The following is a 26,267-nucleotide window of genomic DNA, read 5'->3' as shown; positions in this document are numbered from 1 at the left end:
TCTATGGACATTATAATAAATTTTTATATAACAATAATCCGTAATTAAATATTTGTATATTTTCCCGGTACTGTGCCCGGTGGTCCAGGTGGGCCTGTGCCAGTTCCGGCAGATCCAGTTGCCTGGCGGTTCTGGTTTTGTTAAGCTGAAAGTACAGGTAGGGCAGAGAGGAGAACTGGTTTGGACCGGGAAGTTTATGGACAGATCAAGGGTCTGGGCAGGAGCGATCTGGAAACGCTGCGCAGCCTTTATGCTCTGGCGGTGGACCGGGCACAGCTGGTGAGTGAGGATATTGTTTCCGTGCTGGTAGCGCTGACCGAAAAACTGCGGCGGGAAATAGCGGTATTCCTCGACCGGCACGGCCGGGTGGTCAGTGTGGGGGTGGGCGATGCCGGCACGGCGCCTCTACTGGCCAGGAGCCGGCGGCGGGGCGATTTGCGCCTTTCCGGCCTGCGCTGCGTGCATACCCATCCCGGCGGCAGCGGTATGCTCAGTTCGGTGGATCTGGCCGCGCTGCTGAGCATGCGGCTGGACGCCATGGTGGCTCTGGGGGTGCGGGATGGCCGCCTGCGGGAAGCCTTTGTGGCCCTGCCCGAGGTCCGAGAGGGTCGGCTGGCGGATGGTGGGCGAACCTATGGCCCAATGACCGTAAGGGAACTGGAAAGGTTTGACTGGCGGCGAGCGGTGGATGAGGTGGAAAAACAGCTGGGCAGAACCCCGGCGGATTTCAGGACAGGGGAACAGCCGGAGAAAGCGCTGCTGGTTTCCATTGACAGTGAGGAATCGTTGGACGAACTGGCCCGGCTGGCCGAGGCGGCCGGTGCCGGGGTATTGCACAAGGTTTTGCAAAGACGGGCCAGCCCTGATGCTGCTCTGGCCATCGGCCGGGGCAAGGTGCGGGAACTGGCTCTGCTTTGCCAGAGTCTGGGGGCCGAACTGGTCATATTTGATGATGAACTCACTCCAGTACAGGCCAGGAATTTGCATAAAGAGCTGGGCTGCCGGATGATTGACCGCACGGCGCTGATTCTGGATATATTCGCCCGGCGGGCCCGCACCCGGGAGGGACAGCTGCAGGTGGAACTGGCCCAATTGCGCTACCTGCTGCCCCGTCTGACCGGGCAGGGCGAGGCTCTCTCCCGGCTGGGGGGCGGTATCGGCACCCGGGGGCCGGGGGAGACCAAGCTGGAAACCGACCGCCGGCACATTCGGCGGCGTATCGAAGATATCAGCCGGGAGCTGGAGGAAGTGCGCCGGCACAGACAGCAGCAGCGGCGGAAAAGGCAGCAGGGGGAAATACCCGTGGTGGCCCTGGTGGGCTATACCAATGCCGGGAAAAGTACCTTGCTCAATGCGCTGACGGGGGCCGACGTACTGGCGGCCGACCAGCTTTTTGCCACGCTGGACCCCACCACCCGTCGGCTGTTGCTGCCGGATAAACAGCCGGTTTTGCTTACCGACACGGTGGGTTTTGTGCGCAAGCTGCCCCACCAGCTGGTAGCCGCCTTTCGGGCCACCCTGGAAGAGGTGCAGCAAGCCGACCTGTTGCTGCATGTGGTGGATGCCAGCAGCGCGGACATGATGGGGCAGATGGCGGCCGTGGACAATGTGCTGCGGGAGCTTAATGCACATAATAAGAAAACCGTACTGGTTTTGAATAAAATGGATTGTCCGGTGCAGCCCGAACTGCTGGAGCAGGTGCGGCTTTCCTTTGCGGGCCCTGTGCTGGAGATTTCGGCCCGCACCGGCTCCGGTTTGGAGCAATTGAAACAGGAAATAGCCCGGCAACTGGACCTGAGGGGATGGCTTTTTCAAGGCGTGATCCCTTACAACCGGGCTGATTTGCTGGCTCTGGTGCACCGTACGGGCCAGGTGGAGCAGGAGGAATATCTCCCTGAGGGGATCAGGGTGGTGGCCCGTTTGGCCGGTCGACCCGATCCGCGTATAAGGCATTATCAGGGCAATACTGGGTTTACTCCTGGAGCTATAGATTCCGATTGAGTGCTATTAATCTAAATCGCTTCTAAAGAAAACAGGAGTCGATAAAAATGGTTCAACTCAGCTGGTTTCACGGCATAAAAGTATCTATGTTTTATAGCGATCACTTGCCACCACATGTTCATGTGGAATACGGTGATTACAAGGCGATTGTGGATATTCAAAAGGCGGTGATCATTTCAGGCAGACTGCCGCGTAAACAGGCGAGTTTTGTAATTGCCTGGACATTGCTACACCAGGATGAATTAATGGATAACTGGCATAATGCCTGTCACGGCAAAGAATTATTTAAAATTGATCCGCTTAGATAGCCATGGGTTCAGCGGGACGGGAGGTGAATTATTTATTGATACCGCCTGATTTGATTCAAGTTTTCCCTGATGACAAATGCGATTATAGTATTATTTGTCAGTTTGTGGATGGCAAGGTAACTCGCTATAAGATGGGAGATAAATTGTCGGGGGTATTTGAAGTATTAAAAGACAGGCAAATTTTCCGCGATAAATTAACCATACTCAATGGCACTGCGGCCTGGGATTTAACAGGTAAAAGAGATGAGACTCAGTGTCTGGATCTTGATCCCTGGGTGCTCTACAATGCTGAGGATGTCACGGAAGAATTTATGTAAGCTAAAATTTTGTGTGATGAACTTTAGGAAACCTACCATTATTAATCTCTGGTTATCAGTTTTTGCCAGGGGGAAATTTTTATTTTAAAAGTTGGTGATAATTTGCCTGGTTTACCCGCAATTGAGGGAGGCAAACCGGTGCGCTCCGAGTTGCTCCCCTTTCAAAAGCCCTGGATCACTGAACAGGACATAGCAGCCGTTAAGCAGGCTCTGCAGGGAAGTACAGACCTGTCCGCCGGGCTGCTGGTGCGCCGTCTGGAAGAAAAATTTGCCGCTCTGGTGGGCAGCCGTTTTGCTGTGGCCACATCCAGCGGTGCGGCCGGTTTGCATATTGCCCTCATGGCCGGCGGAATCGGTCCCCAGGAGGAGGTTATCGTTACCTCGCTGACCCATCCGGCTACTACCAACTGCGTGCTGTACCAGAAAGCTGTGCCCATTTTTACCGATATCGACCCCGCCACGGGCAATCTGGATCCCGGGGCGGTACAGTGGCGCCTGACCGAAAGGGCCCGGGCTATGATTGTTACCCATTACGGCGGTTTCCCTGCTCCGCTGCAGCCGCTGCTGGAAATAGCGAAGGCCAGAGATTTGCTGGTGGTGGAGGACTGTACCCGGGCGGTGGGAGCGCGCTATGACGGACAGGCGGTGGGCAGGGCCGGACACATGGGTGTGTACAGCTTTTCTCCGGCCAATGGGCCCACTTGCGGCCAGGCCGGTATAGTGGTGACCGATGACGAGGAAACCTATAACTGGCTGGCCATGTTCCGCGACAACGGCCTGGTGCGGGATGCCGCCCGCTTTACCCGGAGGCGGGGAAGCTGGCAAGTGGCCGAAATGCAGGACCTGGGGTTTAACTACCGTTTGACCGAAATGCAGGCCGCCCTGCTGCTCAGTCAGCTGGAGCGCTGGGAAGAGATGTGTGCCCGCCGGGAGAAGATTGCTTCTGTATACAACCAGGCCCTGGCGGAGCGCCGGGATGTGGAACTGCCCCGCTGGTCGGCGAAAGGCGAGCCGGGATGGAATTTTTACCCTGTTCTGTTAAGCCTGGAACAATTAACCGTGAGCCGGGAGCACTTTGTGGATGCTTTGAGAGCGGAAAACATCGAGACTGCGGTCAAATACCTTCCGGTGTATCTGCAGCCCTACTACCTCTGGATTGGTCACCCCGATGTCTGTACCATCACGGACAGCCTGTGCCCGGGGGCCGAGGAGTTTTTCCAGCGGGTGGTGTGTTTGCCTGTGTATCCGGCCATGAGCGAACAGGATGCGGTTGATGTAGTAGCGGCGGTGGCCAAATTGCTGGATTATTATGCAAAAGCCGCATAATAAATCTGGCGGTGTGTCTTGCCCGAGCCAGACTTGTAAGATTCGAACTACAACACCTGATGCAGGTACTGAACCGGATCGCTGGGCGCGGACACCTGACCTGCGTCAGGGCTGACCTGGGTAGCGGTATCATATTGAGATGATGTCTCATATTGATATAGGGATGTGCCGGGCGGGCAGGTTTATTTGTATCATCGTGAGATGGCTATGTCCTGTATGGATGGTCAGTTTTCAGCTAAAAGCGCCCAATATATTGGCAGCCGGCTTTTTTTCAGGAAAAAAATTAACTGGCACACATATTGCTAAGAAGCATGGCAAAGAACAAAAGCCTGTGTGCTAACCTGGAAAGGGCTGGTGATAGATATGGCAGTCAGAAAATTGGCCACTAAACCGGTAATCAGCATCAACAAGGCCTGGTGCAAGGGCTGTGGCATCTGTGCCGCCCTGTGCCCGCAAAAGGTACTTACCCTGGATAGCCGCAAAAAGGCCGTGGTGGTGCGGGAAAGCGCCTGTATCGGTTGTGGCAGTTGTGTGTGGCATTGTCCGGATATGGCCATAAGTCTGGAGAGAGAGTGAAAAGATATGTCTGATCCTACCCCCCTGGCCAGCCTGATGCAGGGCAACGAAGCAGTAGCCAGCGCTGCCCTGGCGGCTGGCGTGTCTTTTTATGCCGGCTACCCCATTACGCCGTCCACCGAAATCGCCGAGTACATGGCCAGGTACTTGCCCGATGTGGGCGGCGTCTTTATTCAGATGGAGGATGAAATCTCCTCCCTGGCGGCGGTGATTGGAGCTGCCGCTACCGGGGCGAGAGCCATGACAGCTACCAGCGGACCTGGCTTTTCACTGATGCAGGAGAATCTCGGTTTTGCCGTGATGGCCGAGATACCGCTGCTGCTGGTCAACGTGATGCGGCAGGGGCCGTCCACCGGTATGCCCACGGCGCCCGGACAGGGTGATGTGATGCAGGCCCGCTGGGGCTCGCACGGCGATCGTTTGTTGCCTGTGCTGGTGCCGTCCACGGTCAGCGAAGCCTACCACCTGACTGTTGAGGCGGTGCGCTGGGCGGAGGAAGTGAGCACGCCGGTCATCCTGCTCATGGATGAGGTGGTCGGGCATTTGCGGGAGCGGGTGGTGCTGCCCCCGCAGGGGCCGGCTTTGCCGGCGCGCCGGCAGCCCGACTGCCCGCCCGGAGAATATCTGCCCTATCGCACCGGGGAGGACGGGGTGCCCGTACTGGCCGCCTTTGGTGGGGCATACCGCTATAATATTACCGGTCTGGTGCACGACCAGCGGGGGCTGCCCAGCAACAGCCCGCGGGTGGCCGGGGAACTGCTGCGGCGCCTGCGGGACAAGATTATCCGGCGGCTTGCCGATTTCCCGGCTCCCGAAGTGTACCAGGGCGATGATGCGGAATACCTGGTGGTTGCCTACGGCGGCGTGGCCCGGGCAGCGCGCCAGGCGGTGCGCCGGGCCCGGCAGGAGGGAGTGGCGGCCGGCCTTTTCCGTCCGGTGACCCTGTGGCCCTTCCCGGGTGAGAAGCTGGCAGCAGCTCTCTCCGGTAAAAAGGGTGTGGTGATTGCGGAAATGAACGACGGGCAGCTGGCGGCGGAAATAGAGCGCTGGCTTCCTTCCGGGTGCCGGCAGGTTTATTGTTTGAAAAACTGCGGCGAGCTGATCGCCCCCGATGAGATCAGCGGTGCGCTGCGGGAGGTGGCCGGCGGTGTCTGAAAACTGGCTTTCCTATTTCCGGCCCAACACGCTGCCGCATATGTGGTGCCCGGGCTGCGGTAACGGCATTGCGGTGCAGGCCATGTTGCGCGCCATTGATAAATTGCAGCTGGATAGAAATAAAGTGGTGGTAGTGGGAGGTATTGGATGTTCCTCCCGGGCGGTCAGTTATCTGGATTTTCACACCCTGCACACCACCCACGGCCGGGCGGTGGCTTTCGCCACCGGCATTAAAATGGCCCGTCCGGACCTGACGGTCTTTGTAATCATGGGGGATGGTGATGCCAGCGCCATTGGTGGCAACCATTTAATCCATGCGGCCCGGCGCAATATTGATTTGAATTTGCTGGTATTCAACAACAGCATTTACGGCATGACCGGCGGCCAGGTATCGCCCCTGACGCCCGGCGGCAGCAAAACCACCACCTCACCCTACGGGGCCATCGATCCGCCATTCGACCTGGTTCAGCTCATGAAAGGGGCGGGGGCCACTTTTGTCGCCCGCTCCACCACCTACCACGCCCGTTTACTCAGCGAGCTGATTGTGCGGGCGGTGCAGCACAAGGGACTCAGTTTTGTCGAGGCGGTCACCCACTGTCCCACCTCGTTTGGCCGGCGCAACAAAATGCCCGATCCGGCCGTGATGCTGGAATGGCAGAAGCAAAGCGGTGTACCCAAAGAGAAGTATGAGCAGCTGGCGCCCGAGGAAAAGGTGGGCAAATATCCCATCGGTCTGCTGCATGTGGCCCGGGCACCGGAATACTGTGAGACCTATGCCGCCCTGCTCCAGGCGCGGCAGCAAAAGCCGAGGTGAAAACGCGGTGAGTTACTACCGGGAAATTTGCCTGAGCGGTTCGGGCGGGCAGGGCATTATTCTGGCCGGCATCCTGCTGGCCGAAGCCGCCATTTTAGAGGGCCGCTATGCTCTGCAGACCCAGTCCTACGGGCCGGAAGCACGCGGTGGGGCCAGCCGGGCCGAAGTGATTATCAGTGAGGAATTTGTGGACTACCCCCATGTGCAGCAGCCCGACGTGCTGCTGGCCATGAGCCAGGAAGCCTATGAAAAATATGTATCCGCCGTCCGGCCGGGCGGGCTGGTGCTGGTGGATGCCACCTTTGTGCAGCCTGACGGTGCGGCCAGCTACAAACAAATATCGCTGCCCCTGACCGAGACCGCTCGCCAGCGGCTGGGCAAGGAAATATCCGCCAACCTGGTGGCCCTGGGGGCGCTGGTGCGCCTGACCGGGCTGGTGCGGCCGGAGAGTTTGCAGCAGGCTGTGACCGGGAGGCTGGGAAGCGCTCCGGCCAACCTGGCAGCGCTGGAAGCCGGCCGGGAGCTGGCGGAGAGTGCGGGATAATCTCTGGGTCATTTTGCTGTGAAACCGATGGGTAAAGGTAGCACAGTCTGAACATAGTCCAGGTTGATGAGCCATACATCTGGCCCTGTTTGTCAAAGCAGGGCGTTTCTTTTTGTTTGCGCCGGTGGTAGAATAGTATGGACTACCGGAGGGGAAAATCTTATGTCAGCAAACCATACTGCTTCCCGTCTTTCCCAGGTGCGGGGCAGCGGCCAAAAAATTGCCGCCGCCATGGCCAGTGTGCTGGGTGTCGAGGTGGAAATCATCGACACCCACCTGGTGCGGGTGGCGGCTACCGGCAGTGTGCGCAGCCAGGTAGGGTCGCGCCTGAAACACGGTTTTGTGAATAAATATGTCCTGGAGCACGGCCAGCCCGTGTTCATCAATCAGGCCGGTCATCATGCCATTTGTGCCGCCTGCCCGCTCCAGGGGGACTGTTTTTACCGGGCCTCTATTGTTTATCCCATCCGCGCTGCCGAGGCGGTGATTGGTACCATCAGCCTGACCGCCTTTGACGAGGGTCAAAGAGAGCGTCTGACCACCAACACCGAGAATTTGCAGGAATTTATCGGTCACATGGCCGACCTGATCGGCAGCAAAGTGCTGGAAATCGAAAGTTTTGCTGAAAAAAGCAAGGTGGCGGGCCAGCTGGCCGCCGTGGTGGATGCGGTTTACGAGGGGCTGGTGGCGGTGGACCGGGAGGGTGTGATCACCCATTTCAACAGCTCGGCCGAGCGCATCTTCAAGCTGCCCAAGGAAAAGGCCCTGGGCCGGCCTTTGAAGCAGGTGCTCACCGGCGTACCGCTGCTGGAGGTGCTGCAGGATGGGCGGGGCTTCAGCTCACGGGAAGTTTTCGTCAATGCCGGCGGCAGGCGCTTTCACCTTTTATCCACGGCCCGCTCCATCCGGGGGGAGAATAACCTGGTGTTGGGGGCGGTGGCCTCTTTTCGGGACTTTCAGGAAGCCCAGAAACTGGCTTATGAATATATCAGTGCCGGGCAGGTCATCACACTGGATCAGATTATCGGGGTCAGCCCGGCTATGCAAAGGGTGAAGGCCCAGGCCGAAAAAATTGCTCACGGCAACTCCACGGTGCTTATTCTGGGTGAAACCGGTACCGGCAAGGAAATCTTCGCCCGGGCCATTCACGCCGAAAGCCCCTTTGCCGGTAAACCCTTTGTGGCCATCAATTGCGGGGCCATCCCGGAAAGCCTGCTAGAGAGCGAGTTGTTTGGTTACGAGGAAGGTGCCTTCACCGGGGCACGGCGGGGCGGCAAACCCGGCAAATTTGAACTGGCGGACGGCGGCACCATTTTTCTGGACGAAATTGGCAACATGTCGCTCTATCTGCAGGCCAAGCTGCTGCGGGTGCTGCAGGAGCGCCAGGTGGAGAGAGTGGGCGGTACCAGGCTGATTCCGGTGAACATCCGGGTGATTGCCGCTACCAATGCCGATCTGCAGGAAATGGTGCAAAAGGGCACTTTCCGGGAGGATTTGTATTACCGGGTCAGTGTCATTCCGCTGGTCCTACCGCCGCTGCGGGAGCGCCAGGAGGACATCCCCCTGCTGCTGATGTACTACATGAAACGTTTTGCCGATCTGTTGCACAAGGATGTGCGGGGTTTTACCGACGAAGCCATGCGGGCCTGTGTAAGTTACCACTGGCCGGGCAATGTGCGTGAACTGATCAATGTGGTGGAGTATGCGGTGAATATAGAAGATGCAGAGCTGGTTTCGCTCTCCAGCCTGCCGGCCCGCCTTTGGCAAAAGGATGAAGCTGTCTTCCGGGAGACGGTGGAAAAAACACCAGAGGAAAACCTGTCCGGCCAGCCTGCCGGCGGATCCGCAGAGGAGCATGGCGCCATTGTTCCCCTGGAGGAAATGGAAAAGGTGGCCATCCAGCGGGCTTTGCAGCGCTTTGGCTGGCATGAGGAAGGCAAGCGGCAGGCGGCGGCTGCTCTGGGGATCAGCCGGGCCACCATTTACCGCAAGATAGAGAAATACCGGCTCAGGCCGGAAAATTAACAGTTATAACAACCTGCTCGGCGGCCATGTTTTTGCGCCCCTGGATGTGCTGCAGGCTTTTGAATCCCAGCGCCCGCAAGTGGTGAAAAATACCTTCTAGATAATCGCCACCGACCACCAGGATAGACATGGTGCAAGCCCCCTTATGCAAATGATAATCATTTTCAATATTAATAATGACAGAGGCAGGGCGGACTGTCAAGAGGTAAAAATCTGCCGTTCGGTAGCAGAATATTGCCAGTGGGCATTCTTTATTGTATGATTTTTGCAAAAACAGGGGGCCTGTGTATGTGCGTTAAAAATGATTGGGAGAGATGCGTGGAATTTCACGGCCATGCCTGTCCGGGCCTGGCCATCGGCTACCGGGTGGCCAGGGTGGCACTGGAGGAGCTGACCGCCCTGCGGGCGGCGGATGAGGAACTGGTGGCCATTGTGGAAAACGATGCCTGCGGGGTGGATGCCATCCAGGTGCTCACCGGTTGCAGTATCGGTAAGGGCAACTTGATTTACCGGGACTACGGTAAGCAGGTTTACACCTTTGTCTGTCGCAACAGTGGACAGGCGGTGCGGGTGGCCATCAAGGCGGCCAACTGGCGGGTCAATCCCGAAGTGGATGCCCTGCGCCGGAAAGTGTTCGCCGGTGAGGCCACGGAAGAAGAAAATGCCGCTTTCCAGCGGCATCAGCAGGAACGGATTAACAATATTCTGACTCAGCCGGTGGAGCAACTGTGCGATGTGCGCCGCATCCAGATGCAGCCACCGGGCAAAGCGCGCATTTTCCCTTCACATGTCTGTGCGGTTTGCGGCGAGACGGTCATGGAGCCCCGGGCCCGCGTCAAAGGGGGCCAAATTGTCTGCATTCCCTGTGCCGGGGAGTACAGCCGGGGCTGGTAGGCTGGCGGCAGCACTTTTCATGACCGCAATGGGCCAAAAATAGACATGGCCCGGTTTTCCGCGGCCATGTCTATTTTGGTCCGGGGAAAAGGATCAGATTTTTCCGCCGTTTCTTTTGATGATTTCTTCTGCCTGCTGAACCCTGCTTTCCTCGGTAACCAGAGTCAGGAGGAAGGGTTTTCCCCCTGCTAATCCGTAGTCTTTACCGCCCATGCCGCTGACCGAAGGATCGGCGGCCAGCAGGACCCGCTCGGAGTCAGTGAGCTGATCCCCGGTACTGTTGTTGTATAGCACTGGCCCGGTGGCGGTGACGGCCCGGTTCAGGGGATTGTCGTATTCCCGGTCAATGCTCGTGCCGAAGCGCGATACCCGGTCAACATCGGTTACGCCGTATCCGGCGGCGGTCAGTTCTGCGGCGGCACGCCGGGCGGCATCGCTGGTGGGGAAATAGGCCAGGATGGACCTCTGGCCGGGAGGTAACTGCATCTGGCGCATCCTCCTGTGAAAGTGGTTTGCTCATATTATGGGTGTGACCGGGGGCTTTTCATGCACGGGACATTAAACGAATTTCTTGCTGCACTTTTCCCCGTTGTACGAAAAGAGAACCTTTTTGTTATCCAGAACGGTTTCCAGGTGCACCTGGCGGCCCCAGATGTGGTAGACCATGGGCAGGGTTTTTTCCAGATAAAAAACGTCCAGCTCAATTCCTTCATACTGGTGGCGCAGGTAGAGGTCGCCCCGTTTGCCGTAGTCGCCATCTTCCACCACAATGCAGGGATAGCCGCAGTTGGTCATGCTGGCCACAATATGATCGCGCACCACTTCCCAGTTTTTATCGGTTATTTTCCAGTCGTAGCCTATTTTCTTGAACAGGTACAGATCCATTTCCTCAATCAGCTCTCTGGTCAGGTAGTTGCGCAAAAAAGAAATGTCGTTCTCGGTTTCCCGTACTTCAAAAATTTTACTTCTGCCTTCACCGCCCGGTCGCCCGTACTTTTCTTTTTCCTCCTCCGTGGGCTCATCCCAGCGCTTTTCAATATCCTCAAATATTTTCAGCCCCAGCAGGTAGGGGTTTAAGTGCATTTTACTGGCCTGCACCACCCCGGCGTGCATTTTGGCAAAATCCAGCGCCTCGTTTTCCGGCAGGTCGATTTCCCGCATGATGCGCAAATGCCAGTAGGTGGCCCAGCCCTCGTTCATGATTTTGGTCTCCATCTGGGGCCAGAAGTAGAGCATTTCCTGCCGGATGACCGTGATGATGTCCTGCTGCCAGTCATCCAGGTCCCGGGCGTGGTGCAGCAGAAACAGCAACAAATCTTTTTCGGGTGCCGGGGGTATTTTGCGCGGCTTTTCCTCCTCCACCGGCAGGTCGGATTTATCCAGATTCCACAGGTCGTCGTAAGGGGTTTCCCGCTGCCCTGCCTTCCGGCTGCTTTTGCGGCCTGCTTGGGGTCGGCTGCTGCAGCCGGTGCCGCCGCTCCGGCAGGCGCCGCCGCAGGCAGGGGCAGCATCCTGCCGGTCGCCGGAACAGCCACCCCCACAGTGATCGCAGGAAGCACCCCCCTCGTCTGGATCGCCGGTTCTGCTTTTGATGTAGCGGCGGGGATCAATGTGTTCTTGAATAGAGATGACGGCATCCAGGAATTTCTCCACTTTTTCCCGGCCATATTTGAACTCATATTTGCGGAACCGCTCGGCTGCCGCCGACATGCTTTCAATCATGTTTTTGGGGGTGGGCTTGAAATAGGCGTTGTTCTTGAAAAAATCACTGTGTCCCAGCACGTGGGCCATGACCAGCTTGTTCTGGACCAGACTGTTTCCTTCCAGCAAGAAGGCATAACAGGGATCGGTATTGATCACCAGTTCATATATCCGGCTCAGGTTATAATCGTAATGGGTTTTCATCTTCTGGTAGGCCTTGCCAAAGGTCCAGTGAGTGAAACGGGTGGGCATACCGTAGGCGCCGATGGTGTAAATGACTTCTGCCGGACAGATTTCAAAATGCATATTATAAAAATCCAGGCCGAATTCGCGTGCTTTGGCCAGAATCCTGTCCGCCGCTTCTTCCAGCAGCTTTACCTCTTCCTGCGGGTGCATAGGCCATCCCTCCTTGGGATTAGCATATGCCGGCAGGATGGAAATATTGTCATCGATTGCTGCCGCAGCAAGCGGACGCTGTGTGACATTGTGGAAAAAATTACCTGTAAATATTGCCTCCATCCGTGTATGAACCAGAAGGAATTGGCCATAATATTGCCAGAAGGGTTCGCAATGGCCGAGCCCAGACTGCTGCAGGGTCCGGAAAGGGCTCTGTAGTAGTCGGCCAAAGATCAGTATCGGGTCTTAAGGGCTCGATGCTGGTCGGCGGGCAGAGCGGTGCATGTTCCGGCAGGCTGTCCGGCAGTCCGAACGATTGCCGGATGGTCGCAAGGGATGTGCACCGGTCGAGCTAAGATTATTATGGGTGTCGAAAACCCCCTGTACATCTTTAAAAGTTTTAAGGATTTGGTGGGAGCGGGGTTTGCAGCAGTCGAGAGACTCATGCAGGCTCCTTAGATATCCATAATAGTCGAGCAAAGACTATTGCGGGTGTCGTAATGGTCTATAGTAGCCGAAAGGTTGCTGTGGGCTACGTAGATACGCGCAGTGGTTGTAGCGTAGGTCATTGCGGGCTCTAAGCAAGAAACCCTCTATTCATCAAAAATGAATGGAGGGTTTCTTTTTGGCACTGTATCTTTAACAGCTTTCCCTGCCGGCGTTCTTGCTCCTGTTGACGCAGGCTTTCAGACATTTTATGATAGAAAAAACAAAAGCGGGTGGTGGGGCTTGGATATTGTGGCTGTGATCGCTGAGGGCAAGATTCGCGAGGCCATAGCCCGGGGGGAGCTGGACAATCTGGCCGGCAGCGGCCGGCCCCTGGAAATCGACGACCTTTCTCATGTACCGGAAGAGCTGCGGTCCGGTTACATCATGCTGCGCAATGCCGGTGTGCTGCCCGAGGAAATGCAGCTGAAGAAGGAAATTGTCACTCTGCAGAAGCTTATAGACTGTTGCGACGCGGATGTGCAGAAAAAGTGTCTGCAGACAAAGCTCAACCAGAAGATCCTGCGCTTCAACATGCTTATGGAGGGTCGCCGGGCCAGCGTCGCTCTTAGCCAGTACCGCAGCCAGCTGTACCGGCGGCTGGGCGGCTAGCGGTCGCCGGTATGGTAAAGGGATGGTGCCTGTAGTTTGATTGCAGCAGGTATGATGATGAACCAGGTAGCCGGTGTTTGACTTTAGAACAATTATTAGTATATAATTATCTAAGTATAACATAGATCCGGGGTGGCGTGTTATGGCCGGTTGTTGCGATCCGCGGGCTCCCAGAGCAGTTCCTCTGCCGGTTAACGGTCGACAGGTGGGCATTATTGGTCTGGAGCAGGCTGTGATGGAAGTGATCAGTCAGGGAATATCTGATGAAAGCCGGGTTGCCGAAGAACTGCTCCGGTTGATCAAACAAAAAAATTATGTGCCGGAGAGTGCTGCTGAGCATTACCGGCAGGCCTTGCTGGCCTATTACCGGCAGCAGGGGCAAAAATTAAACCATTCCCAACAGGAGAGGAGTGCGGGCAGAATGCAGATTAAAGTGCTGGGACCGGGATGCAAGAAATGCAAAGCTGTCTACGAGGCGGTACAGAAGGCGCTGGCCAACACCGGGGTGGATGCGGAAGTGGTGAAGGTGGAAAATCCGGCTCAGATTGCCGACCACGGCGTGCTGATGACCCCCGGCCTAATGATCAACGGAAAGCTCAAGGTTTCCGGCCGGGTGCCCGGACAGGCCGAAATAGAGAAGTGGATTAAAGAAAGTGTGTGAGCGGCTTGGAGCATTTTGTGAAAATATTCAAGGCACTGGGTGAGCCCACCCGTCTGAAGATTTTGAAGTTAGTGGCGCTGCGGCCCATGTATGTCTGTGAACTGGAAATGGTGCTGGGTATCAGCCAGCCGCGCATTTCCCAGCACCTGCGGGTGCTCAAGGAAGCGGGGCTGCTCAGTGAGAGCAAGGAGGCCCAGAGGACATTCTACGCCCTTAAAAGGCAGTTTCTTCAGGAAAACCTGGCTGCTTTCCAGGATTTCCTGGCAGCGCCCCTGTCCGCTCTGCCCGCCTTCGCCGCCGAGGCGGTGCGGCTGGCCGAGGCGGAAGAAGCGGGTTTGGCGGAAAAATGTTGCCCGGCGGGTGAGTGCGGGCGGCATTGATGCTGTTTCCGGAGTGGGATTTCTCGGGTGCCGGTGATTCATAATGCGGTATATTGTCTGGTGGGTAAGAGCTGGCGAAGACAGGGCCAGCTTTTTTTGCTAAGATGAGGATAACAGCCTGCTGGTTGGACAACCAAATAAATGGGGAAGTGATTGTGTGGGTACTTTGCGCCTGGTGGTGGGGCGGGCCGGCTACGGCAAAACCAGCCTTTGCCTGGAGGAAATTGCCGCCGCGGTGCAGCGTGAGCCTCTGGGGCAGCCATTGCTTTTGCTGGTTCCGGCCCAGTCCACTTTCAACATGGAGAAAGAGCTGGCCGGGCGGGGCGGCAGTCTGCGCGCCCAGGTTTACAGCTTTCGCCGGCTGGCCTGGCGGGTGCTGCGCGAGACAGGCGGCTTGTCCGGGCGGCCGCTGAATGAAACGGGCCGCCAGATGCTCCTGAAAAGAATACTTATGGAAAAGAGAGATCAGCTGCCACTCCTGGGCAGTCAACAAAATCAGCCCGGCTTTCTGGCCGCCCTGGCCGAGTTAATCGGCGAACTGAAGATGGGTTGCCTGGGGGCCAGCGATCTGGAGGCTGCCGCCGGTACCAGTCCGGATCCCTATCTGCAGCGCAAACTGCTGGATCTGGCTCTGGTGCTGCGTATCCTGGAGGAGCAAATGGTCGGCCGGCTGGTAGATCCGGATGATTACCTCAACCTGCTGGCCCGGCAGCTTCCCCGCAGCCGGGCCTGGCGGAACTGCCAGGTCTGGGTGGACGGTTTTATCTCCTTTACTCCCCAGGAACGGCGCGTGCTGGCGGCATTGCTGGGTTGCTGCCGCCGGGTGACCGTGACCCTGTGCCTGGATCCCGATTATCTGACACAGACTCCGCCGCCGGGTGATCCTTTTTGCCGTTCCTGGCAAACCCTGCAGCAGTTGCGTCACCTGGCTGGTTCCGGCAAAGTGCAGCTTTTAGAACAGGTGCTGTCGGGGGACAGGCGCCGTCTGGCGGAATATCCGGAACGGGACTATCTGGAGAGGCACTTTTTTTCTCTCCGGCCCCCGGTCTTTGCGGGACGGGCGCAGGGTCAGGTGCGCCTGCTGGCCGGAGCCAGCCCGCGGGCCGAAGTGGAGGGAGTGGCCCGCACTCTGCGCCGCCAGATCCGGCAGGGGCTGGTGCGTCCGGGGCAGGCGGCCATTCTGATCCGCGATGCCGGCACCTACCTGCCCCTTTTGCGCCAGGTCCTGGCCGATTACGAAATACCTTGTTTTATTGACCGGCCGCTGAGTGCCCTGCACCACCCGCTGGTGGAACTGCTGCGTTCAGCCCTGGAAGTGTGGCAGAAAGACTGGGCCTACGAGCCGCTGTTCCGTTATTTGAAGACCGGCCTGGCCGGTCTGGCGGCCGATGAAGTGGACAGGCTGGAAAACTATGTGCTGGCTGCCGGGGTGCGCGGCAGCAGCTGGTACAGTGTTAAAGACTGGCATTACAACCCGTTTTCACCGGCTGAAACCGGCCGGTCGCTGTCCGCCGGATCCCCGCCGGATCTGGCCGAGATCAACCGGCTGCGCCGCCGGGCGGTCCGGCCCCTGCGAACCGCTCAGCAGGACTGGCGGCGCCTGCAAAAAAAAGGCGGGATCAGCGGCCGGCAGTGGGCGGGCATTGTGCTCAGGCTCTGTCTGGACTTGAACCTCCCCCGTCAGCTTTATGACCTGCAGCAGGCTGCTCTGGATGCCGGCGATCCGCTGCTTTACCGCCAGCACCGCCAGGTCTGGCGGGCGGTAATGGATTTGCTGGATCAGCTGGTGGAAGTGCTGGGCGATGTTCCGCTGCGGCTGGACGAACTGGCGGCGGTGCTGGATGCCGGGCTGGCGGCGGTGCGCTACAGCCTGATCCCGCCCGGGCTGGATCAGGTGATTGTGGGTGACCTGGAGCGGACCAGGCTGCCGGAAAATATCCGGTTGCTCTTCTTATGCGGCCTGAGTGAGGGCAGCCTGCCGGCCGCGGCGCAAAGCCGGGGCATTCTCAATGCCGCCGAGCGGGACAGGCTGGCTGCGCTCTGGTCGGACCGTTTGACCACCACCGGCGTATCCCTGCAGCACGAGCAATATTTGCTTTACCGGCTGCTGGCGGAGAGCGCGGGTCAGCTCTGGCTGTGCTATCCGCTGGGCGACGCCGAGGGCAGGGCCCGCCAGCCGGCGCAACCCCTGCGGCGACTGCGGGAACTGCTGCCCGTGCCGGAGGAAGTAGTGCTGCCCGAAACAAAACCGGAACGGCCGCCCTGGGAGCAGCACGAGCATCCGGGCCGCCTGCTCTCCGGTCTGGCCGCTTGCTGGCAGTTCGCCCGGCGCGGGGGGGAAGTGCACCCGGGCTGGTGGCAGGTTTACAATGTGCTGCTGGAGCAGGAGGAGTGGCGGGCACGCCTGGCCGCGGTGCGTACCGGACTGTGGGAGGTCAATCAGGAAAAGCCGCTGGGCAGCTTTCTGGCCGAACGGCTGTGGCTGAAGAAGCAGGGCGGCCGCAGGATGCTTTACACCAGTGCCTCCCGTCTGGAAAGATATGCCAGCTGCCCTTTTGCCCACTTCCTGGCCCACGGTCTGGGCCTGGCGGAGCGCCAGCAGCACCGGCTGGCCCCCCCCGATACGGGAAGACTTTATCACGCTGTGTTGCAGGAGTTTGTGCAGCAGGTGCGGAGCAGCGGCCGGGAATGGTCACAGGTGGACGATGCCTACATCCAGTCCGCCTGTCAGCGGTTACTGGAAAAACACAGCCGGCAGTTGCAGAACGCCATCCTGCTGGGCAGCGCCCGGCAGCGAGCCGTCCTGCGCCGCCTCAAGGAAAATCTGGAGCGGGCGCTGCGGGCCATGGTGCAGCAAATGCAGGGTAGCGCCTTTCGCCCTGTTGACTGTGAAGTGCGCTTTGGTACGGGCGAAGAGGTGTCCGCCCCCCATCTGGAACTGCCTCTGCCGGGGGGAGCTCTGCTGGCCGTGGCCGGGCAGATTGACCGGCTGGATCTGGCCGGTGATGCGCAGGGACGGGTGTTTTTCCGGGTGGTGGATTACAAGACCTCTCCGCAGCGCCTGGTTCTCCCGGAGCTGCTGGCCGGTAGCCAGCTGCAGCTGCTGCTCTACCTGAGTGCGGCCCAACAATTACTTGCCGGTACGACTGCGGGCCAGTTGCTGCCGGCCGGAGCATTTTACATGCCGGTGCACAGTGCTCCGCTCCAGCTGGAGGAACCGCCGGCACCGGAGAAACTGCTTCAGGAACAGCTGAAACAATTCTGCCTGCAGGGCCTGGTGGTCGCCCACGAGCCGGGTTTCTGGCAGCTGCTGGACAACCGGCTGGGACCGGGGGTGAGTTCCCTGCTGGTACCGGTGGCCCTGACCAAAGAGGGCGCCCTGCACAAAGGTTGTCTGGGCAGTGTGTACACCCGGCAGGAGCTGGCGGTGCTACAAAACAGCCTGCAGCAGCTGTTGCAGATGATGGGGCAGGATATTCTGGACGGGCGGGTGGATATCGCCCCGCTGCGCGTGGGCAAGCGCAGCGCCTGCGACTACTGCCTGTACTATCCGGTATGCCGCTTTGATCTGTGGTTGCCCGGAAACCGCTACCGGGCGCCGGGCGTTGGTACCGGGGAACTGCGCCAGCAGGTGACCGGGCTGGCCAACGGGAAGGGGGTGGGCCACATTGTCCTCTACAGTTTGGACCGGTGAACAAAAGGCGGCTATAAATCAGCGGGGTGCCAACCTGCTGGTGGCTGCAGCGGCCGGTGCGGGCAAAACCGCCGTGCTGGTGGAGAGAGTGATTCAAATGGTGCTGGGCGATGACGCTCCGGTGGATCTGGACCGCCTGCTGGTGGTGACTTTTACCGATGCGGCGGCCGGTGAAATGCGGCAGCGCATCGGTGCCGCTTTGCAGGAGCGCCTGCGCCGCACCACGGGAGCCGAGCAGCAGCGTTTGCTCAGCCAGCTGTTGCTGCTGCCCCGGGCTTCCATCGGCACTCTGCACAGTTTTTGCAGCGAACTCCTGCGCCGCCATTTCGATCATTTGCAGCTGGATCCCGCATTCCGGATCATGGATGAAAACGAAGCCCTTTTTTTGCGCCAGGAAGTCCTGGAGGAAGTGCTGGAGGAAAAATACTCGTCCCTGGAAGAGCAGCCGGAACATCCCTTCTGGCATTTAACCACCCTGCTGGCCGGCCGGCACGGTGACGACCGGCGCCTGTTTGAGCAGACCGGGCGGTTTTACAGCTTTGCTTTGAGTCTGCCCCGGCCCCGGGCCTGGCTGAACTGGCTGGCGGACTCGCTGGAACAGACCCCGGAGCGATGGGCGGAGCAATTCTGGTGGCCTGATTGGCTGGAAGTGGTCGGTCTGGAGATGGATATGATCGCCGAATGCCTGGCGCTGGCCCGGGAACTGGCCCGGCAGCCGGGAGGGCCGGCAGCCTACGCAGCGCAGCTGGAGCAAGAGCTGACGGCCTTGCAGGAGTGCCTGGCCTCTGGCCGGGGCGATTATTGCCGACTCAGACAGTCTCTGCGGGCGGTGAATTTCGGCAAGCTGCCCGCGGTGAAAAAAGGTGCCTGCCGGGAGGATCTCCAGCAGCAGGTCAAAGACCTGCGCCAGCGGGCCAAAGAGGGATGGAAAAGGCTGGTGCAGGTATATTTCAGCCGTCCGGAGGCGGAGTTGCTGGACGAACTGAGGCGGGCGGCACCGCTGCTGCGGTCCCTGGTGGAACTGGTGCTGGATTTTGATACCGCCTACCGCCGGGCCAAGCGGGAGCGGGGACTTTTGGACTTTTCCGACCTGGAACACTATGCGCTGGCCCTGCTGGCCGATAACGCCGAGCTTTCTCCCCGGGGGGGCGAAGTGCCCGGGCTGCCCGGGGCACCGCTTGTGCCTTCACCGCTGGCCCGGGAGTACCGGCAGCGCTTTGCGGCCGTGATGGTGGACGAATACCAGGACATCAACGGAGTGCAGGAAGCTATCCTGTCCCTGCTGTCCGGGGAGCAAAACCGCTTTATGGTGGGTGATGTCAAGCAGAGCATTTATCGCTTCCGCCTGGCCGATCCCGGGCTATTCCTGCAGCTTTACCGGGAGTATGCAGACATGGATGATCCCGGCGGGCCGGTCTTGGGCCGGGCGGAGGAAGTGCCGGGCCTGCGCATTGATCTTACAGTCAATTTCCGCAGTGTCCCCGGCATTCTGGCAGCGGTGAATTTCCTGTGCGGCCGTCTGATGACCGCCCGGGTGGCCGAGATCGATTACGATGAGCGCGCCCGGCTGCGCAGCCCCCGGCCGGGTGAGGAAGTAAAACCGCCCGGTGATGAGGTGGAGATCCATCTGCTGGATTACCGTGCGCCGGCCGGGGGTGGGGAGCAGGCAGCGCCGGCCGGTGCTGGAACAGAGGAAGCAGTGCCAGAAGATCCATTCCCTCCGGAGGATCTGGACCGGGTGCGGCTGGAGGCACGTTATCTGGCCGGGTGGCTGAAGGAGACTGTCGACCGGGGGCTGGAACTGCCGGACGGCACGGGCGGCCGGCGCCGGGCCAGCTGGCGCGATGTGGTGATCCTGCTGCGCTCACTGCAGCATACCGCCGGCGTCTATCTGGAGGAGTTTCGTCGCCTGGGCATACCGGTTTACGCCGACGGCAGCGGAGGGTATTTTGCCGCCAGCGAGGTTCAGACTGTGCTGTCGCTGCTGCAGGTCATTGACAACCCGCGCCGCGATATTCCCCTGGCCGCTGTGCTGCGCTCGGCAATAGTGGGACTGAGCGCCGGGCACCTGGCCCGCCTGCGCCTGGCCTGCCCACAGGGCGATTTCTACACTGCGGTACAGCACGGCTGGCAGAACCCGGCCCTGCTGGAAGATGAACAGGCGGCCGCTTCCCTGCTGGCCTTTGGAGAAAGGCTGCAGGCCTGGCGGCAGATGGCCACCCGGGTGGAACCGGCCGACCTGATCGAAGAAATCTATCGCCAGACCGGTTACTATGATCTGGTGGGGGCACTGCCCGGCGGCAGCCTGCGCCAGGCCAACCTGCGCCTGCTGGTGGACCGGGCCCGGCAGTTTGCCGGCACTTCCTACCGGGGCCTGTTCCGCTTTTTGCGCTATATGGAACAACTGCAGGAACAGGGGCGCGATCTGGACACCGCCCGCTCGCTGGGTGAGAGCGAAGACGTGGTGCGGATTATGAGCATTCACCGCAGCAAGGGATTGCAGTTCCCGGTGGTGATTGTGGCCGGGCTGGGGCGCAAGTTCAACATGAAAGACAGCCAGGGGGGGTGGCTTTTGCACCGCCGGCTGGGCTGCGGTCCCCTGCTCTTCGATCCGGAGGAGTACATCTGCCGGCCCACCATCCTGCACCATTTGCTGCGGCAGCGCCTGCGCCTGGAGAGCCTGGCCGAGGAAATGCGCCTTTTCTACGTGGCGGCCACCCGGGCGCGTTACCGGCTGCTGCTGACCGCGGCAGTGCCCAATCTGCCGGAGCAGATCCGGAGGTGGCAGAGTTTTGCCGGCCTGATGGCGGGTGAGCCGGCGCTGCCGGTTACTGTGCTGGCCGGTGCCAGCAGCTGCCTGGACTGGCTGGGACCGGCCCTGTTTGCCCATCCCGCCCTGGCCGGTCTGTCCTGTCCGGAGGGTAATCCGCTGGCCCTGTCTACGCCGGCCGGTCGCCTGTGCCTGCAGCCGGCCGCCAGCCTGGCGGCGCTCTGGCAGAGCGGTGGTGAGCAAGGCGAAGAAGCGGGCTGGGTAAAATATCTCACGGAACTGCAGCCCCTGCCCCGCCAGTGGCTGGAGGAACAGTTGCCCGAGGGCGAAAAATTGCCGGGTGACCGGGAACTGGCCGCCCTGCTTTTCTGGCAGTACCCCCGGGCGGCCCTGGCCGGCATACCGGCCAAGCTGAGCGTGACCGAGTGGAGCAAGCGGCAGGCCGGGCTGGAGGACGGGCCGGGCGAGGAATGGCCGGCGGACCGAATGGCCTGGGCCAGCCTGGCCGGGAGTCCGGCGGTGGGGCGGGAACCGGCAGGGGAAGATGTGCGGCCGGGCGGGGCTTTACCGGCCGGCGGCAGTTACCCCGCTGCCGGGGAGATGCCGCCCGGGTTTGAGCTGCCCGCTTTTCACAGCGGCGGACATCCTGCTCTGGAGCGCGGTCAGGCCATGCACCTGGTCATGCAGCATCTGGATTTGGAGCAGCTAGCCCGCGCAGCCACCCGCCGGGAGATCAGCGGGGAGATCGAGAGGCAGATCGAGGCGCTGCAGGCGCAGGGGGTGCTGGGGGAAGCACAGCGGGAGCTGGTCAACGTGGAGCAGATTGCCGGCTTTGTGGACAGCCCGCCGGGGCGGCGCCTGCTGCAGCTGGCCGGTAGCGGCCGGATCTGGCGGGAGATTCCTTTCACCGTGGCCCTGTCCTGCCGGGAACTGTATCCCCGCCTGGATGTTGAGCAAGCCGGGGAGGAAAGCATCATCCTGCAGGGTATTATCGACTGCCTGCTGGATGAGCCGGACGGCCTGGTGATCATTGACTACAAGTCCGATTACCTCACGGCCGGGCAGGCGGCGGAATTTGTCCGCCGGCACAGCGCCCAGCTGCAGCTTTACGCCCGGGCTGTATCTAAAATCACCGGTCGGCCGGTGAAAGAAAAAATTCTCTATTCCTTTACTCTGGGACGGTTCTGGGTGGTATAATCCATCTTGAGGTGGTTTTATGCCGGAGCGGGTGTTTGCCCTGGATATTGGAACCCGGACCGTAATTGGTTCGCTGGTGGAGCTCCATGACGGCAAAATGCAACTGCTGGCCCAGAAAATGACCGAACACGACAGCCGGGCGGTCTTTGACGGCCAGATTCACGATATCCCCCGGGTAGCCCGGGCCGTGCAAAAAGTGAAGCAGGAACTGGAGCAGGAAACGGGGGAGACCCTCTACGAGGTGGCGGTGGCGGCCGCCGGACGTTCGCTGCAAACGCGGCGGGTACTGGTGGAGCAGGAAATCAGCCCGGACCGGGAAATCGACGCCCTGGCCTGCCGGGCGCTGGAAGGCGAGGGCATTCGCCTGGCCCACCGGCAGCTGCAGCAGGACAGCCCCGGCCCGGCGGACGGGGAAGAATTCTACTGTGTGGGCTACTCTGTGGTCAGCTACTATCTGAACGGCTACACCATCTCCAACCTGCTGGGACACCGCGGCAAAAAGATCGGGGCCGATGTGATCGCCACCTTTTTGCCCGCTTCCGTGGTCAACAGCATGTACGCGGTGCTCTCCCGGGTAGGGCTGGAGCCGGTCTGCCTGACTCTGGAGCCCATTGCCGCGGCGGCAGTGGCCATACCGGAAAACTTCCGCCTGCTCAATCTGGCCCTGGTGGATATTGGTGCCGGCACGTCCGATATTGCCATCTCCCGGGAAGGTACTATTGTAGCCTACGGCATGGTACCGGTGGCTGGTGATGAGATCACCGAGATGGTGGCCGAGGTCTGTCTGGCCGATTTTCAGACCGCGGAGGAGATCAAGAGGCGGCTGGCCGGGGGCGGGGAAATTGTCTACCAGGACATTATGGGCCTGGAGAACAGCATTCCGGCCGGTGAGCTCCTGGCCCAGATTGAGCCGGCGCTGGACCGCCTGGCGGAGAGGATTGTAGCCGAGATACTGGTTTTAAACAACAATCAGGCTCCTAAATCAGTCTTTCTGGTGGGCGGGGGTGGACAGGTGCCCGGACTGGCCGAGAAAATCGCCGCCGGCCTGCAGATTCCCCGCCAGCGGGTGGGCCTGCGGGAAAGGAAGCACCTCGGCGATATCCAGGTGGTGGCAGGAGAGATTGCCGGTCCGGAAGGTGTGACCGTGCTGGGTATCGCCCGGGTAGCCTTGAGCCGGATGGGGCATGATTTTATTAAAATCACGGTCAACGGACGGGATTACCGGCTGCTCTGGTCCCGGCAACTGACCGTGGCCGACGCTCTGGGATTGATTGAGTTCGATCTGCGTTCCCTGCTGGCCAAAAACGGCGCCGACCTGGTGTTTTATGTCAATGGTCAGCGCCGGGTGATTTTTGGCGAGCTGGGTCAGCCGGCCACCATTGTGGTCAACGGGCAGGAGGCCAGTGTAAAAACGCCCATCAAAGACGGGGATTGGATTGAAGTGAGTCCGGCCCGCCCCGGTGCGTCGGCCCGCCTGACCGTGCAGCAGTTTTTGGAGCAAGAATACCCCGGCCTGGACTGCCGGGTGGAAATAAACGGCCGGCGTGTGCAAGACTGTCAAGAAGAGATCAATAACGGCGACCATCTGATGGTGGCGCTGCCGGCAGAACATTTACCCGGTACGGCGCTTTCTCCGGTGGAGGATGGTCCGGCTGTCCCCGGTGGCACGGCAGCCGGTGCAGATCCGGAAAATAGAGCCGGTACCAGGTCCGGGGAAGGAGGTCTGCTGGTTGATGCTGAAGGCGACCGGACGGGGGCGGCGGGGCGGTCCGGGTACGGTCCGGATGTGCCGGCCGGGGAGAACAGGAAAGAAGCCGTGCCGGTGGTGACCCTGAACGGCAGCCCGGTGGAACTGCCCGGGAACAGGCAGCACCTGCTGGTGGATCTGCTCAACTACCTGCCGGCGGATTTTACACTGCCCGTGCCCGGCCGGGTACTGCGTTTTTATCTCAACGGACGGGAGGCCGGTTTCACCGCCCCCATCAGCCCCGGTGACAGCGTGGAGGCCCGCTGGGAGTAGCTGTTGTTTTTTGCGACCGGGGCTGCTAACAGTTTCTGTTGAGTTTAACCTTGTGTTAAAGGCTTTTCGGTTAGATTCGTTTCAGAATACCTTTTACTTGCAGCATAACCGGAAGGCATTCGTGCCCGGTCAAGTATACTGATATACAATATATTGCTTGCCAGGTGCCAGATGTTGGCTAGATATTGTGGTTTTGGTATCAGCCGAACACAAATTAACCAGAATGATACTGTAAGCAACAGGCAAGGGGATGATGGTTTAAGCGATGAACTTTCTCTATTATCTGCTGGCCGCCGTGCCGGTGGCCGTTTATCTGGAGTTGACCCACGCCAGCCCGCTGCTGGTTTTCATCTTTTCCTCCCTGGCCATTATCCCCCTGGCCGGGCTGATGGGCAAGAGCACCGAGGAACTGGCCATTGTGGCCGGGCCCCGGGTGGGGGGCTTTTTAAACGCCACTTTCGGCAATGCCACCGAACTGATCATCACCATTTTTGCCCTGCGGGAAGGTCTTTTTGATGTGGTCAAGGCCAGCATCGCCGGCAGCATCCTGGGCAATATTCTGCTGGTGCTGGGCTTCGCCGCTTTTTTAGGTGGTATCAAAAATAAGACCTTGCAATTCAATTACCAGATTGCCAACCTGAACACCTCGCTGCTTTTCCTGGTAGTGGTGGCGCTGGTCATTCCGGCCATGTTTTATCACGCCGGGGATTTAAGCGGCGGGGAAGCCCAGGTGCTGTCGCTGGTTACGGCTGTGCTGTTGATTTTGATTTATTTTACCAGTTTGTTTTTCTCCTTTAAAACGCACCGGCAGCTTTTTCATACGTCGCACAATGTGCTGGAAAAACCCGAGTGGAACAAATACTTCTCGCTGGCTGTACTGGCCGGCTCGGTGGTGCTGGTGGCCCTGATGAGCGAATTTCTGGTGGGCTCCCTGGAGCACATGGTGCAGCAGGTGGGGGTTAGCGAAATATTTATCGGCTTCATCCTCATTCCCATAATCGGCAATGCCGCCGAGCACAGCACCGCTGTGCTCATGGCCGTCAAAAACCGCATGGACCTGGCCCTGGAAATTGCCGTGGGTAGCAGTACCCAGATTGCCCTGATGCTCACGCCCCTCCTGGTGTTTATCAGCTACCTGTTCGGTCAGCCCATGCATTTGATTTTTCACCAGCTGGAACTGACCGGTATCGCCCTGGCCGTGCTGGTGGTCAATTTTGCCATTCGCGACGGGGAAACCAACTATCTGGAAGGATTGATCCTCTTGTTTACCTATGCCATTCTGGGCACGGCGTTTTACTTCGTATAGCAGGTATCCTTAACCGGAGCACCCGGGCGCGCAGGTCCGGGTGCTTTGTTATTTGTAAAAATAGCGCATTTTTGAGAAAAACAACGGTTTTCTGCCCTTGCGGGAGCAGTTGGCATGAAAAAGGAATATTTGCAAACAATGAGTCTTTTATGATTTTTCAGAAATAATGTAATATTCAATATAGATAAGTAAAATTAATACTAAATGATAATATTTCATTATTGATATAACCAATTTACCAAAAGCAATTTTTATGGCAGGTGATGGGCCATTAAACTTAAAGCTATTCAGGACCTGCTGCAAGCCGAGGTGCTGTGGGGTGAGGAGCAGATGGACAAGGAGATCAGTTGCGGTTTTGGATGTGATCTGATCAGCGATTCACTCAGTTTTGCCCGACCCGGATGCCTCTTGCTCACCGGTTTGACCAATGTGCAGATCGTTCGTCTGGCCGAAATGGTGGAGGCGCAGGCTATTGTCTTTGTGCGGGGTAAAATGCCGGGCCTGGAAGTGGTTGAGCTGGCCCGCCAGAAAAACCTGCCTTTGCTCAGCACCCAGTATTTTCTTTTTGAAAGCTGCGGTATTCTTTATCAGGCGGGCTTGCGCAGTCTATAAAAGCGGGGTGAACCAACCGACATGCAGCTTGCCTTCCACATTCAGCGCAATGATTTCGCCCGGGCCGGTCAGGCGGCCTCGCGCATCAAGAAAACCTTACAGATGGCCGGGATCCAGCCGGCCATTGTGCGCCGCGCCATCATAGTGGCGTATGAAGCCGAGCTGAATATAGTCATTCACGCCTATCACGGTACCATAACCGCCGGCATCAACACTGGCCGCATTGAAATTTCGGCCCGGGATCAAGGCCCGGGAATTCCGGATATTGATCTGGCCATGCAGGAGGGTTATTCCACCGCGCCGCCGCACATAAGAAAAATGGGCTTTGGAGCGGGCATGGGCCTGCCCAATATCAAGAAGAGTTCTGATATTCTGGAAATACATTCCCAAGTTGGTCAGGGCACCTTGCTGCGATCCACAATTATTATTGCCGATTAATGAGCCGGGCGCTACCGTACTGTGCGGAAATCTA

Annotated in this window: 22 protein-coding genes; 19 read left to right on the top strand and 3 right to left on the bottom strand. The window is 59.1% G+C overall.

Annotated elements, in window-relative coordinates; all coding sequences use genetic code 11:
• Window positions 1–180 precede the first annotated feature (180 nt).
• The 9 genes from hflX (at window position 181) to ACUVTU_RS06425 (ending at window position 9,066) form a co-directional block, all read left to right on the top strand.
• Window positions 181–2,001: a GTPase HflX gene (hflX, locus tag ACUVTU_RS06465; protein ID WP_445889141.1), complete on the top strand. Its 1,821-nt coding sequence runs from the start codon at window positions 181–183 to the stop codon at window positions 1,999–2,001.
• 47 nt (window positions 2,002–2,048) lie between these two features.
• Window positions 2,049–2,309, top strand: a complete 261-nt coding sequence (locus ACUVTU_RS06460) for a DUF4160 domain-containing protein (RefSeq protein WP_445889140.1) — start codon at window positions 2,049–2,051, stop codon at window positions 2,307–2,309.
• A gap of 23 nt (window positions 2,310–2,332) precedes the next feature.
• Window positions 2,333–2,626: a DUF2442 domain-containing protein gene (locus ACUVTU_RS06455; protein WP_445889139.1), complete on the top strand. Its 294-nt coding sequence runs from the start codon at window positions 2,333–2,335 to the stop codon at window positions 2,624–2,626.
• A gap of 138 nt (window positions 2,627–2,764) precedes the next feature.
• The gene (locus ACUVTU_RS06450; RefSeq protein WP_445889138.1) at window positions 2,765–3,952 is read left to right on the top strand and encodes a DegT/DnrJ/EryC1/StrS family aminotransferase; all 1,188 of its coding nucleotides are present in this window, start codon (window positions 2,765–2,767) and stop codon (window positions 3,950–3,952) included.
• A 363-nt stretch (window positions 3,953–4,315) separates the two neighbouring features.
• A complete protein-coding gene (locus ACUVTU_RS06445) occupies window positions 4,316–4,528 on the top strand; it encodes a 4Fe-4S dicluster domain-containing protein (RefSeq protein WP_445889137.1) in 213 nt (70 codons plus the stop codon).
• A 6-nt stretch (window positions 4,529–4,534) separates the two neighbouring features.
• Window positions 4,535–5,683 (top strand): 2-oxoacid:acceptor oxidoreductase subunit alpha, encoded by a 1,149-nt coding sequence (locus ACUVTU_RS06440; protein WP_445889136.1) that lies wholly within the window; start codon window positions 4,535–4,537, stop codon window positions 5,681–5,683.
• Window positions 5,676–6,497, top strand: a complete 822-nt coding sequence (locus ACUVTU_RS06435) for a 2-oxoacid:ferredoxin oxidoreductase subunit beta (protein WP_445889135.1) — start codon at window positions 5,676–5,678, stop codon at window positions 6,495–6,497. The genes ACUVTU_RS06440 and ACUVTU_RS06435 overlap by 8 nt, the downstream gene beginning before the upstream one ends.
• A 7-nt stretch (window positions 6,498–6,504) precedes the next feature.
• A complete protein-coding gene (locus ACUVTU_RS06430; RefSeq protein WP_445889134.1) occupies window positions 6,505–7,041 on the top strand; it encodes a 2-oxoacid:acceptor oxidoreductase family protein in 537 nt (178 codons plus the stop codon).
• Between the two features lie 162 nt (window positions 7,042–7,203).
• Window positions 7,204–9,066: a sigma-54-dependent Fis family transcriptional regulator gene (locus ACUVTU_RS06425; RefSeq protein WP_445889133.1), complete on the top strand. Its 1,863-nt coding sequence runs from the start codon at window positions 7,204–7,206 to the stop codon at window positions 9,064–9,066.
• Here ACUVTU_RS06425 and ACUVTU_RS06420 read toward each other — a convergent pair.
• Window positions 9,050–9,196, bottom strand: a complete 147-nt coding sequence (locus tag ACUVTU_RS06420; protein ID WP_445889132.1) for a hypothetical protein — start codon at window positions 9,194–9,196, stop codon at window positions 9,050–9,052. The genes ACUVTU_RS06425 and ACUVTU_RS06420 overlap by 17 nt on opposite strands.
• Window positions 9,197–9,354: 158 nt before the next feature.
• Between ACUVTU_RS06420 and ACUVTU_RS06415 the strand changes: the two genes are divergently transcribed.
• Window positions 9,355–9,960 (top strand): FmdE family protein, encoded by a 606-nt coding sequence (locus ACUVTU_RS06415; protein ID WP_445889131.1) that lies wholly within the window; start codon window positions 9,355–9,357, stop codon window positions 9,958–9,960.
• A gap of 93 nt (window positions 9,961–10,053) precedes the next feature.
• Here ACUVTU_RS06415 and ACUVTU_RS06410 read toward each other — a convergent pair whose 3' ends face one another.
• On the bottom strand, window positions 10,054–10,446 hold the full coding sequence (locus tag ACUVTU_RS06410; RefSeq protein WP_445889130.1) for a hypothetical protein: 393 nt from the start codon (window positions 10,444–10,446) through the stop codon (window positions 10,054–10,056).
• A 72-nt stretch (window positions 10,447–10,518) separates the two neighbouring features.
• Window positions 10,519–12,057 (bottom strand): SpoVR family protein, encoded by a 1,539-nt coding sequence (locus tag ACUVTU_RS06405; protein WP_445889129.1) that lies wholly within the window; start codon window positions 12,055–12,057, stop codon window positions 10,519–10,521.
• A gap of 729 nt (window positions 12,058–12,786) precedes the next feature.
• On the opposite strand from ACUVTU_RS06405, the gene ACUVTU_RS06400 reads away from it, so the two are divergent.
• The 9 genes from ACUVTU_RS06400 to ACUVTU_RS06360 all read left to right on the top strand — a co-directional run bounded on the left by ACUVTU_RS06400 (window position 12,787) and on the right by ACUVTU_RS06360 (window position 26,233).
• Window positions 12,787–13,155 carry a DnaJ family domain-containing protein gene (locus tag ACUVTU_RS06400; RefSeq protein ID WP_445889128.1) on the top strand — a complete coding sequence of 123 codons (369 nt, stop codon included), beginning with the start codon at window positions 12,787–12,789 and terminating at the stop codon, window positions 13,153–13,155.
• Between the two features lie 142 nt (window positions 13,156–13,297).
• Entirely contained in the window at window positions 13,298–13,816 is a 519-nt protein-coding gene (locus tag ACUVTU_RS06395; RefSeq protein WP_445889127.1) for a thioredoxin family protein, read from the top strand.
• 17 nt (window positions 13,817–13,833) lie between these two features.
• A complete protein-coding gene (locus ACUVTU_RS06390; protein WP_445889126.1) occupies window positions 13,834–14,196 on the top strand; it encodes an ArsR/SmtB family transcription factor in 363 nt (120 codons plus the stop codon).
• Window positions 14,197–14,353: 157 nt separating this feature from the next.
• Window positions 14,354–17,890 carry a PD-(D/E)XK nuclease family protein gene (locus ACUVTU_RS06385; RefSeq protein WP_445889125.1) on the top strand — a complete coding sequence of 1,179 codons (3,537 nt, stop codon included), beginning with the start codon at window positions 14,354–14,356 and terminating at the stop codon, window positions 17,888–17,890.
• Window positions 17,865–21,857 carry a helicase-exonuclease AddAB subunit AddA gene (gene addA / locus ACUVTU_RS06380; protein ID WP_445889124.1) on the top strand — a complete coding sequence of 1,331 codons (3,993 nt, stop codon included), beginning with the start codon at window positions 17,865–17,867 and terminating at the stop codon, window positions 21,855–21,857. Before ACUVTU_RS06385 ends, addA begins: the two co-directional genes overlap by 26 nt.
• 19 nt (window positions 21,858–21,876) lie before the next feature.
• Complete coding sequence (locus ACUVTU_RS06375; protein ID WP_445889123.1) at window positions 21,877–23,877, top strand: cell division FtsA domain-containing protein; 2,001 nt, start codon at window positions 21,877–21,879, stop codon at window positions 23,875–23,877.
• Between the two features lie 265 nt (window positions 23,878–24,142).
• On the top strand, window positions 24,143–25,183 hold the full coding sequence (cax, locus tag ACUVTU_RS06370; RefSeq protein WP_445889122.1) for a calcium/proton exchanger: 1,041 nt from the start codon (window positions 24,143–24,145) through the stop codon (window positions 25,181–25,183).
• A gap of 270 nt (window positions 25,184–25,453) precedes the next feature.
• On the top strand, window positions 25,454–25,795 hold the full coding sequence (locus ACUVTU_RS06365) for a DRTGG domain-containing protein (RefSeq protein ID WP_445889142.1): 342 nt from the start codon (window positions 25,454–25,456) through the stop codon (window positions 25,793–25,795).
• Window positions 25,796–25,816: 21 nt separating this feature from the next.
• The gene (locus ACUVTU_RS06360; RefSeq protein ID WP_445889121.1) at window positions 25,817–26,233 is read left to right on the top strand and encodes an ATP-binding protein; all 417 of its coding nucleotides are present in this window, start codon (window positions 25,817–25,819) and stop codon (window positions 26,231–26,233) included.
• The last annotated feature ends 34 nt before the right edge of the window (window positions 26,234–26,267 follow it).

This window comes from Desulfurispora sp. (assembly GCF_052744395.1).
Note: the sequence above shows the minus strand (reverse complement) of the source record. Positions and strands in the feature narration are given on the sequence as shown.